Genomic DNA, 10,267 nt, shown 5'->3' on the forward strand with positions numbered 1-10,267 from the left:
CGCGCTCCCGACTTCGGACATCCATTCGTGTTCGCTCGAGGCCTCGACAGCCGGTCCTAGAACGGCAAGACGTGGGACGAAGCCGTCATTCAGGTTCGGCTCCCTGAACGACGGGTTCGGCCAGAAGCGGTGATCGTGGGCGAACCCTTAGGGGTCCCGGTTAGGCGCCCCCTTACCTCTAGAATTGTCAAACAGCGCTTATGATCACTTGAGAGCCTTCGTGTCATAAACAGTGTAGAACTCGCTAACGATTTTCCAGTGACCGGCCACCTTGAGCAGCTGGATCGTCTTCCAGCCTTCGGCCCCGCCGCTGTCGCCAACCGGGGCATTCTCGAAGTTCAGCGAGGCGTGGGCCAAGTTGCCGTCCTGTTCGATATGGATGTTGTAGAACCGCTGATTGACCCCCTGACCGCTCTTTGGAAACCCCCGCTTGAAGCTGGCGTAATCTTGCACGCTCGCCAAGCGCGGCTCGAACGACGGACTGAGCGTGCCGCCGAAGCCGAAGAACCGAATTTGCTGGTCGAGCAGTTGTGATTCGAACAGGGCTTCGTCGCCGGCATTGACGGCTCGCGTGTAGGTGCTGAGCACATCCAAGATGGCTTGGCGGTCCTCTTGCGTTGTTATGTGGGTGCCGACGTAGGTTGGAGCGTGCTCCGACGCGCGTGCGGACGCGGAGAACGCGAGGACGATCGCGACAGAGCTTAAGCCTCTGCAAAATTGCTGCCAGGTGCGGATGGGTGCGGACATGCCTGTAAGGTTTCCTAGGTTTGGAATATGGTCGAGCGCTGGTCAGCGATCCGATTGATGCTGGTGCGCACCTAGAAACGTTCGGTCCACGGGCGAAGGTCGACTTCGTGCGACCAGGCGTTTCTCGGCTGGGCAAGGACGTCGATATATGTCTGCGCGATCGCGTCGGGGTCGAGCAGGCTGTCGGGCTGACCGCTCGGAACCGGTCGAGACGACGAGCGGACGCCTCCGTCGATGATGAAATGCGCGACGTGTATGCCCTTGGGGCCGAGCTCTCGTGCCGCGCTCTGGGCGAGCCCGCGCATTCCGAACTTGCCGATCGCGAATGCCGCCGATTGCGCGAAACCCTTGGTGCCAGCACTCGCGCCGGTAAAGAAGATCGCGCCGTGCCCGTTCGGCTCCATGCGCATGGCAGCCTGCTGGGCAGCCAGAAAGGCGCCGAACGCGCTGACCGCGATTGCTTGCTGGACCGCGGCGGGATCGACGCTTGCCAGCGGGCCGGGGACGCGCGCGCTGGCGTTATAGATCACGACATCGGGCGTCCCGATCTGACTTTCCATATCGAGGAAGAGCTTGGCCATCTGGTCGGGTTGCGAAGCGTCCACGACGAAGGCCGAAGCCGCAATCTCGTCCGCAAGCGGCTTCAGTTTTTCGATATCGCGAGCGGCGAGACCGACTTGCACGCCGAGCTTCGACAAGCGGCGTGCGAGCGAAGCGCTGATGCCCGGCCCGGCGCCGATAATCAGGGCAGTGCGATAGGGAAAGTCGGACATGGCATTCTCCTTAGTGATCCGAACGCAGCAATTGCAGGGTTCGGAGTACGTCATGCCAACCGGCACCTCTCGAACTCTGCAAAGCCTCTTCAACCTGTCGTGAGATCAGGCAATCCCACGCAGTCGACGAACAAACGCGGCGACGTTTGGAGCAACGGTTTCAGGATCGTCTTCAGGGATAAAGTGATCACCCTTCACCTGAATTTCTTCCTGATTGGCGAAGGTCCGGACGAACGCGACCTGGTTGGGGTTTTGGTCGATGACGCCCGGAGTGGCGTGGAAGTAGAGCTTCGGTACGGGGGTCGTCGACAACCACCGCGAGTAGGCACTGACGGCTTCGACCACGTCGGCCGGCTCGCCCGCGATGGGAAGCTGGCGCGGCCAGGTCAGGGTAGGCCGGCGATCTTCGCCCGGGTTCAGGAACGGCCGGCGATACTCGGTCTTCGCGGCATCGGAAAGCGGCCGGCCCATGCCCAGAAGCAACTGCTCGACGAAGATATTGTCCTGCAGGACCATATTGTCGCCGGCGGGGGAACGCAGGGCCTGGAACGCCGGAAGGACGTTTTCGCCGAAGTCGGCCCATTCGAGCGGCATCACGATCGATTCCATATAGGCAATGCCCTGGACCCGATCGGAATGCTTGCTCGCATAGTCGAAGGCAAGCGCCGAACCCCAGTCGTGGATGACGAAGATGATCTTGTCGCCCAGATCGAGCTTGTCCCACAAGGCATGGAGGTAGCTGCGCTGTTCGGCGAAGCTGTAGCTGCCCGGCCCGGAATTCGGGAGCTTGTCCGAATCTCCCTGGCCGACCAGATCGGCGGCGATCAGCCGTCCCATGCCCTTAACCGCCGGCATGATGTTGCGCCAGAGATAGGACGAGGTCGGATTGCCGTGCGAAAAGACGATGGCATCGCCTTCGCCCTCGTCGATATACGCGATGCGCTGACCGTTGACGGTCATGAACTTCTTCTCGGCGAAGGGGGCATCAGTCAGTTTCATCATCGTGTCCTTTGAGCTTGAGCGGTTCTCGGCGTCGATCAGTCGAGCCGAATGACAATCTTTCCGAAGGTCGCTGAGTCCTGGAGCTTCGCCAAAGCGTCCTTCGCCTGCTCGAACCCGAAGACCTCGGCGATGATGGGCTTGAGCTGTAGCGCAGCGATCGTGCGCGCCATCGATTCCGCCATTTGAACGGGCCCGACACCAGATCCGTGAAGCCGGATCTTCCTGAAGAGAATTGGTGAGGTATCGATCGGATCGTTGTATCCGGTAAGAAGTCCGATCAGGTTCACGAGCCCACCGGACCGGACGGCCTGGAGAGACTTCGGCAGCGTGCCGGTTCCACCGACTTCGATAACCTGATCGACGCCCTGGCCGTTGGTCAGTCGCAGGACTTCCTGCTCCCAGTCCGGCGTTTCTTTATAGTTGATGACGTCGGAGACGCCCAACGATCGGAGGCGCTCCGCCTTTTCCCGGCTGGAGGTCGTCGCGATCACGCGAAATCCGCTGGCCAAGGCGAATTGGATCGCGAACAGCGAAACGCCGCCGGTTCCCAGCGTCAGCACCGTCGCCCCGGGGGCCATGCGGGGGCCGGACTCCATCACCGCGTTCCAGGCGGTCAGCGCGGCAACCGGAAGAGTCGATGCCTCTTCGTAGCTGAGGTGATCCGGGACGCGAACGACCCCGGATTCCGGGAGCGTCACGAGGTCAGCCAGCATGCCGTCAATCGGGCCGCCCAAGCCACGAAGCTCTGCATCGGCGGGAAATTGCCCGTACGGCCAATCCTGATAGTAGGAACCGAAAACGCGGTCGCCGACGGTCCAGCGCGTCACACCCGCACCCACTGCAACGATCTCGCCCGCTCCATCAGAAACCGGGATCACGTTCGCTTTTGGGGGAATTGGGAAATACCCACTGGCGACCATCAGGTCTCGCGTGTTCAATGAAACGGCTCTGACCCTGATCAAGACTTCGCCGGGGCCGGGCGCAGGTTCCGGAACATCGACCAGCGTCCAGCTCTCAGGCCCTTTGCCAGCTTCGATAATGTTGAAGGCTTTCATCTTATCATTCCTTTCTAGCGTTGGTCGTTTTGCAATGAGGACGCCCAATCCGTCTGGGCGGGCCTCGGACGGGGGTGCCGTTTCAGAGTTGCGACTGACCGCCGTCGACCGGAAGCTCGGCGCCGGTCGTGTAGGTCGCGTCGAACGCGAGAAAGAGGACGGCCTTGGCGACTTCCTCGGATGTCCCCATGCGCTTCATCGGATTGGCGTCGCTCATCTGCGCCGTGATGTGGGCTACCGTTTCCGCGTCGGGAAACGACTTGCCCCAGCTTGGCGTGTCGGTCGGACCCGGCGACACCGCGTTGACGCGTATCCCCTGAGGAGCCAGTTCGACTGCGAATGTTCGAGCGAAAGATCGTAGCGCTGCCTTGGTGGCCCCAGAAGCGGCCAGCATCGGCATTCCCTTGACGTTCGAAATCGCGGTCGTGAGGACGACCGATCCGCCCCGGTTGATCAACGGCGCGAGCTTCTGGACCGCGAAGAACGATCCCTTCGTATTCACCTTGAACACGTCGTCATACATGGCCTCGGTGGTGCGCTCGAAAGGCGCAAAGAGCCCGATGCCTGCATTGACGAAGAGCAGGTCGAACGTGTCGAACTCGGCCTTGGCCCGTTCCGCGAGGGCGTCGATATCCGTCAGGGACCCGGCATCGCTCGAAACGACCAGAGCGCCTTCGCCAAGCTCGCGCTGCGCCGAATCGAGCCCGCCTTGCGAGCGACCCGTCGCGAGAACGCGTGCGCCTTCGTCGACGAGCATCTTCGCGGTGGTGAGCCCTATGCCGCTGGTGCCGCCGATGATGACGACCTTCTTACCGTCGTAGCGAGCCATGCGAAGTCTCCTTTTCGGCGCCGGCGGCGTCTGGTTAGTTTCGAACTATTTCGTATGTAAATATGGGCCGTCGTACGGTCAAGGTCTTTTCGAACTATCCATTCATTTATTGTCTTTTGGGTTCGTGAGCGACCAGATGGCTTCGGCATCGCGTTCTGAATCATGGTGGGACGACCACCGCGCCGTGGTCTGCCCGCGTCAGGAAACCGTGTCCCATCGGTCAAATCTATGGTGTGGGCATCGGCGGCGGACTCGATTGGTTGCTTCGTGGACCGCTATGAAGCGGGAGGCACGGTCGGGCCGGATGGCCTGGGTCTATCGCCGCCTTGATAATTGCCAACTGTTTGGTTACATAATGAGCGATCGACGATGCTCAAGGATATGTGAACCCAATGGTACAGAACGCCACCAGATCGCGCGGTCGGCCGCGCAGCTTCGATGAGGGGCAGGCGGTGGACAACGCCATCCAGATCTTTCGGTCGAAGGGTTATGACGGCGTCACGATCGACGATCTCGTCGAAGGGATGGGGGTCGGACGACCGAGCCTCTATTCGATCTTCGGGGACAAGCGGACGATCTTCCTGCGCGCGCTCAGGTCCTATGCGGAGAAGTACGGCGCGCTTGGCGCGAAAGCGCTTTTCTCGCCGCAGTCTCTTCATGCGTCGCTCACCGGCTTTTTGAGGAACGCCGTGGAAAATGCGACGGAGGAAGGAACAGCACCGGGGTGCCTGCTCGGCTGTGTCGCGCCGCTCGTGACCGATGCAGAGGTCCGACAGTTCGTGCAGGACGTCTCCGCTGCCATTGTGGCGCAAATCGAACGGCGCTTTCGCGACGGCATCAGCGCCGGCGAGCTACCGTCCGACTTTCCCGCATCCGCTCGCGCCAGCCAGGTCATGGACATCGCACGCGGCCTGACGATGCGCGCGCAAATGGGCGCGCCCCGCAAGACGCTTCTTAGAGATGCCGAGGACGCGGCAGACCTGGTCCTCCCGCCAAGGCATGCCCCGATCGAGCTCGAGCTTTAGCGCTCGAGGGGCAGGACGTCGCTCGCGCCCAGATTGACGACGGAACGAGCGCCCATTCCAGACCGTGCACGCAACGCCTGGCGCGGGAAGGCGCACTCCGAATTCGATTGACCGATCAATCAGCTAGAGCGCTGTGAAAGCAGCGGCGCTTTTCCAGAGCATGTAAGCGGCAACGACGAAAATCAGGACGGCAAAGACGGTGGTCAGCAGGCCGGCGGTCCCCGAAAGCCGCCTGGCGATCCTGGTCCCTAGCAAACTCCCGACAATGCCGCCGCCGATGAAGACGAAGGCCAATGGCCAGTCCACAAAGCCGGACAGGGCGTAGTTGAACGCGGTCGTAAGCCCAAAAGCGGTCACAGCCACAAGCGACGACCCGATGGCATTGATGATCGGCATGCCGGTGGAGGCGACGAGGCCGGGGACGATCAAAAAGCCTCCGCCGATCCCGAAGAAGCCCGAGAAAACCCCGGTTCCCAGACCGAAGCCCACAACCTTGGGTGCATTTTCGCGCGCGCATTCGGCGCCTGCGTCGCCCATCGCGCGCCGGTCACGAAGCATCAGAACGCCCACCACCACCATCACGACGGCAAACAGGAACAGGAGTTTCTGGCCGTCGAACGCCTTGCCAGCCGTTGATCCCACGACAGCCCCGGCAATCCCTGCACCGGCGTACATCAGGGCGCAGCGCCACTTCACCGTTCCGCTGCGAGCGTGATTGATCGTCCCGATCGCGGCGTTAGCAGCCACGGCCAGGGCGCTGGTGCCGATCGCAACGTGAGGATCCCGAACGCCGACGACATAGAGCATCAGCGGCACAGCCAAGATCGAACCGCCGCCACCCACCAGACCAAGGGTGAAGCCCACCAGCGAGCCCGAAAGCGCGCCAAGCCCGTATTGAAGAGGTTCTAAAATCATCCCGCAGCACCGTCCGATTGGCGGGGTTGGGCCAGCGCTTCGTGCCCCGTGAGGATCGCGCCTCGAGAAAGGGTCGGCAGCATCGTCGCTTCGGTAAACCAAGCGACCCGGCTGGGTGTAAACTTTGCCATCGCCGACCTCCTGCCAATCATTGAAGTGGGTCAGGCGAGCCGCGATTTGATGGCGCTGAGGTCATAGCCAGCGTCAGCGCCCGCTTTCAGGAGCGCTTCGGGCGGCGCCTCGCCGACTTGGGAAAGAGCCCACATCATCGCTGCCCGCGTTCCCGATCTGCAATATCCCAGAACCGGCCCCTCTGAGTTCGTCAGTGCGGCGCGCATCCGGGCAATATCACTCTCGTCGATAGCGCTGGCGGTGGTGACGGGGATATGGACGAAGGCCAGGCCATGGCGCTGAGCAATCGCTTCCATGTCCGAAGCGCTCGGCTGGCCGGCATCTTCAGCGTCAGGGCGATAGTCAATGATCGTGTGGAACCCGGCCTCGGCAGCCGAAGCGACATCGGCTGCAGAAAGTTGCGGCGAAGCCGAAAACGACGCTGAAAGGCGCTTGAAGGTCATCACTGTTTCCCAGTTTGAGCGGAAAGTTTTCCGATGAAGGTGGAGATTTGCCCGGGCTGAAAGGCAATTCGCTGGATCGCCATTCCAAGCAGCATCGGGCCGATGAAGATCAGCGCGGAGCGCGGGTTGAGTGCGAGGTTGGCGATCGCCGGGCCAGGGCATAGGCCGGACAGGCCCCAGCCGACGCCAAAGATTGCCGAACCGATGATCAGACGGGCGTCGATCCGACCTGTCGGAGGCAGTGAAAGGGCCTCCACGTAGATGGGTTTTTGCATCCTCGCCGTCAGCATCCACGCCGCCGCCATGACACCTACTGCTCCAGCCATGACGAAAGCCAGGGTTGGGTCCCAGTGGCCGAAAACATCGAGGAAGCCGCGAATGCGCGCGGGATCGAGCATACCAGAAATGGCGAGGCCAGCGCCGAACAGCGCACCCGCCAACAGAGCGATGAGAACATTCCGGATCATACCGCGACGCCCATCAGATGCATCAGCGCTACGGCGGCTATGCCGGCGGCCGTAAAGGTTGCGGTCGCCGCGATCGAGCGGAGCGACCATCGGGACATCCCAGAGACCCCGTGGCCGCTGGTGCATCCGTTACCGAGACGCGTGCCAAAGCCGACCACAAGGCCACCGGCGATCAGGATCGCCGGACTGTTGGAAAAGTGCGTCTGAACCGGTCCGAGAACAGCGGCAATGACCGCCGCACCAAGCGGCAATCCCACGACAAAGGCCATCGCCCAGGACCACGGCGCGCCACCGACGGCAATTCCAGACGCCCGGGCCGCCAGACCACTGATGCCCGCGACCCGGCCGAGCGCCACGAGCATGAGGGCCGACGCCAGCCCGATCATCACGCCGCCGATGAGCCCCTGCAAGGGCATCGCTGTTAAGCCGGCGTCCGTCATCACAGCGCGTCCAGCGGGATCTTGAGGTAGCGGCCGCCGTTCGACTCGGGCTCGGGTAGATGGCCGCCGCGCATGTTCACCTGAATCGACGGAATGATCAGCTTCGGCATGCTCAAGGTCGCGTCGCGCGCGTTGCGCATCGCGACAAAGTCATCCTCGGCGACGCCCTCATGGACGTGGACATTGCTCGACCGTTGCGAACCGACCGTTGTCTCCCAGACGAACTGCTCGCGCCCGACAGCCTTATAGTCGTGACAGAGGAAGAGCCGCGTCTCGGACGGCAGGCTCAACAGCCTTCGGATGGAACGGAAAAGCTGGCGAGAGTCGCCGCCGGGGAAGTCGGCCCGCGCGGTGCCATAATCCGGCATGAACAACGTGTCCCCGGTGAACACCGCGTCACCGATGACATAGGCCATATCGGCAGGCGTGTGCCCGGGGACATGCAGGGCGATGGCCTGGAGATCCCCGATCGCGAACTTGTCGCCATCCTCGAACAGCCGATCGAACTCGGACCCGTCGCGCGCGAACTCGGTCCCGGCGTTGAAGATTTTGCCAAAGACATTTTGGACGTGGATGATGTCGCGGCCAATCGCCAACTGACCGCCAAGTTCCGCCTTCAAATAGGGGCCCGCGGTCAGGTGATCCGCGTGTGCATGAGTCTCCAGAACCCAGCCTACGGTGAGGTCCTCGGCCTTTACGTAGGAAATGATTTTGTCAGCGGCCTTATGGGAGATCCGTCCCGACGCGACGTCGAAGTCCAGCACGCTATCGATGATGGCGGCCGACCGGGTCGCCGGATCATGGACGACGTAGGAGGCTGTGTTGGTGGGCTCGTCGAAGAAACTCTTGATGATCGGCGCAGCCCCCCGGCCTGCTTTGACGCTGCCGATTAACGCTGACGCTTGGGAGAGATGGGGATCTGACACGGGATTGTCGCCTTTCTCGGTTGAAAATCGCACGCGCAGAATAGTTCGGCCGGTTCAGTTGCGGGCCACGGCTGCGAACGCCCTGAACAGCGCTGTTCAGGCTTGAGCAGCGGCGGCCTGCATCAACTCGCGGGCATAAGTCTTGCCCCCGTCCCGACGGATGTCATTCTCGGCGGTGATCCCCACGCGGCGGGCAAGTTCACCCGTTCCGGAGCTCGGACTGCCCCCACCTTGATACGTCTTCACGCCGAGCTTGCAGCAACCGGATACCCTATAGAGCATGATCCAGCCCCTCGATTACGGGTAGCCAAAGGGGACAAACACTCGGCCTCTCCCCAAAACGCCGATGAACCGCACGCGCACGGCACTCCGCAACATCTCTTTGGGATCAATCTCTTCAGGGTAGATATGCACGACCTCAAACCTGCGGTCGTGATACAGATACTCCGGCGCCAGCCACTGTTCATCGCCTTCCTGCGCTTCCCACAGTTCAAGCAACGCGTCAGGCAATCGCCTGTTTATCGCCCAACGATACAGGGCCTGATTCTCCAGTTCCTTGAATATGGATTCTCCGACATATCGTCATGGAGCTATTCGTAGATGAGTCGTGAGTTTGACTGTATAATCGCGATCCGTCGTCAGTAATTTACCGATCTCGTTGAGTAAAGCATAGCTTTCATCATTTTCACGATTTCTCTCCGGTCGTGATTTGTGAAATTTCGTGCTTTTTCTATTGCCATCGACCGTTCACCCCACATCGATCACAGTTGGCGCACCGATCCGCCACCGAACGGCGGAACACTCCTTACCGTCACGGTTCGCCCGGTGCGCTTGCCCCTTGCCCATTCATTTTCACGCACGTGATAGTCGCCGCGATTAGAATCGGCGTTCTGCGCGAAGGGATTGAACGCCCGGTTCACCCACTGAACCTAACAGCGATATCGTGACCGCCATCAACCGAAGGCTGCCGCTCGACACCACCCGGCTGCGCCTGCTCCGCGCGGGACCGCACCGGCTTGCCGACCAGTAGAGGTGCACCGGAAATGTTGCGCGTTCGTCCCTGGTCATCGACCTGATATTGGTAACCGTTCCGAACGTCGCGATGCATCATGGCATGGGCCTGCCGCCGCTGCCGCCCCTTCCGCTACCAGAAGCCCCATTCCCCGCTTCGCCAGTAACAGCGCCCCGAACCCGCGAACGCAAAGCGTGCGTCTACCGCATCCTGTCAAGGGTTGGATTTGACGTCCACGTCGCCGGAAGGCGCGACGGTCGGCCATTCCCCAGTCCGTCATCAAGCCGAAAAAACGGTCGTCGCTCGGTATCAGATATCTGGATCATGCCGCCCCCGCCATCTCTACGGCGAGAACATCTGGGTTACATTTGCAAAGAGTCAGGCCAACGCTACGCGTGCAGCTTGTCGCGTGGCGACAGTACCGCTTCAATAGCTGGAGTAGTCTAAAGACTGGTGCCCCAGAGGGGGCAAAGCTGGGCACTCGAATTATTGGGAAATTTC

14 protein-coding genes are annotated in these 10,267 nt (G+C 61.5%); 1 reads left to right on the forward strand and 13 read right to left on the reverse strand.

Annotation, left to right across the window (positions count from 1 at the left end; genetic code table 11):
- Positions 1 to 204 precede the first annotated feature (204 nt).
- The 5 genes from L8K25_RS05405 to L8K25_RS05425 form a co-directional block, all read right to left on the reverse strand.
- Entirely contained in the window at positions 205 to 747 is a 543-nt protein-coding gene (locus tag L8K25_RS05405; RefSeq protein ID WP_242137850.1) for a nuclear transport factor 2 family protein, read from the reverse strand.
- Positions 748 to 818: 71 nt separating this feature from the next.
- Positions 819 to 1,520, reverse strand: coding sequence for an SDR family NAD(P)-dependent oxidoreductase (locus tag L8K25_RS05410; RefSeq protein ID WP_242137851.1), 702 nt, complete (start codon positions 1,518 to 1,520; stop codon positions 819 to 821).
- A 105-nt stretch (positions 1,521 to 1,625) separates the two neighbouring features.
- Positions 1,626 to 2,522 (reverse strand): haloalkane dehalogenase, encoded by an 897-nt coding sequence (locus L8K25_RS05415; RefSeq protein WP_242137852.1) that lies wholly within the window; start codon positions 2,520 to 2,522, stop codon positions 1,626 to 1,628.
- Between the two features lie 35 nt (positions 2,523 to 2,557).
- Positions 2,558 to 3,577 (reverse strand): NAD(P)-dependent alcohol dehydrogenase, encoded by a 1,020-nt coding sequence (locus L8K25_RS05420; protein WP_242137853.1) that lies wholly within the window; start codon positions 3,575 to 3,577, stop codon positions 2,558 to 2,560.
- Positions 3,578 to 3,659: 82 nt separating this feature from the next.
- Positions 3,660 to 4,406, reverse strand: coding sequence for an SDR family oxidoreductase (locus L8K25_RS05425; RefSeq protein ID WP_242137854.1), 747 nt, complete (start codon positions 4,404 to 4,406; stop codon positions 3,660 to 3,662).
- A 452-nt stretch (positions 4,407 to 4,858) separates the two neighbouring features.
- Here L8K25_RS05425 and L8K25_RS05430 point away from each other — a divergent pair, with 452 nt between their 5' ends.
- Positions 4,859 to 5,431 (forward strand): TetR/AcrR family transcriptional regulator, encoded by a 573-nt coding sequence (locus L8K25_RS05430; protein ID WP_242137855.1) that lies wholly within the window; start codon positions 4,859 to 4,861, stop codon positions 5,429 to 5,431.
- 123 nt (positions 5,432 to 5,554) lie between these two features.
- On the opposite strand, the gene L8K25_RS05435 is transcribed toward L8K25_RS05430, so the two are convergent.
- The 8 genes from L8K25_RS05435 to L8K25_RS05470 form a co-directional block, all read right to left on the reverse strand.
- Entirely contained in the window at positions 5,555 to 6,346 is a 792-nt protein-coding gene (locus tag L8K25_RS05435; protein WP_242137856.1) for a sulfite exporter TauE/SafE family protein, read from the reverse strand.
- 161 nt (positions 6,347 to 6,507) lie between these two features.
- A complete protein-coding gene (locus L8K25_RS05440; protein WP_242137857.1) occupies positions 6,508 to 6,921 on the reverse strand; it encodes a TIGR01244 family sulfur transferase in 414 nt (137 codons plus the stop codon).
- A complete protein-coding gene (locus tag L8K25_RS05445) occupies positions 6,921 to 7,385 on the reverse strand; it encodes a DUF6691 family protein (protein ID WP_242137903.1) in 465 nt (154 codons plus the stop codon). Before L8K25_RS05445 ends, L8K25_RS05440 begins: the two co-directional genes overlap by 1 nt.
- Entirely contained in the window at positions 7,385 to 7,828 is a 444-nt protein-coding gene (locus L8K25_RS05450; protein ID WP_242137858.1) for a YeeE/YedE thiosulfate transporter family protein, read from the reverse strand. Before L8K25_RS05450 ends, L8K25_RS05445 begins: the two co-directional genes overlap by 1 nt.
- Positions 7,828 to 8,754 carry an MBL fold metallo-hydrolase gene (locus tag L8K25_RS05455; protein ID WP_242137859.1) on the reverse strand — a complete coding sequence of 309 codons (927 nt, stop codon included), beginning with the start codon at positions 8,752 to 8,754 and terminating at the stop codon, positions 7,828 to 7,830. Before L8K25_RS05455 ends, L8K25_RS05450 begins: the two co-directional genes overlap by 1 nt.
- A gap of 96 nt (positions 8,755 to 8,850) precedes the next feature.
- Complete coding sequence (locus L8K25_RS05460; RefSeq protein ID WP_242137860.1) at positions 8,851 to 9,036, reverse strand: hypothetical protein; 186 nt, start codon at positions 9,034 to 9,036, stop codon at positions 8,851 to 8,853.
- Positions 9,037 to 9,051: 15 nt separating this feature from the next.
- Positions 9,052 to 9,264, reverse strand: coding sequence for a hypothetical protein (locus tag L8K25_RS05465; RefSeq protein WP_242137861.1), 213 nt, complete (start codon positions 9,262 to 9,264; stop codon positions 9,052 to 9,054).
- A 406-nt stretch (positions 9,265 to 9,670) separates the two neighbouring features.
- Positions 9,671 to 9,865 (reverse strand): DNA/RNA non-specific endonuclease, encoded by a 195-nt coding sequence (locus L8K25_RS05470; protein ID WP_242137862.1) that lies wholly within the window; start codon positions 9,863 to 9,865, stop codon positions 9,671 to 9,673.
- Between the last annotated feature and the right edge of the window lie 402 nt (positions 9,866 to 10,267).

This window comes from Sphingomonas sp. TREG-RG-20F-R18-01 (assembly GCF_022662475.1).
Taxonomy (GTDB): Bacteria; Pseudomonadota; Alphaproteobacteria; order Sphingomonadales; family Sphingomonadaceae; genus Sphingomonas.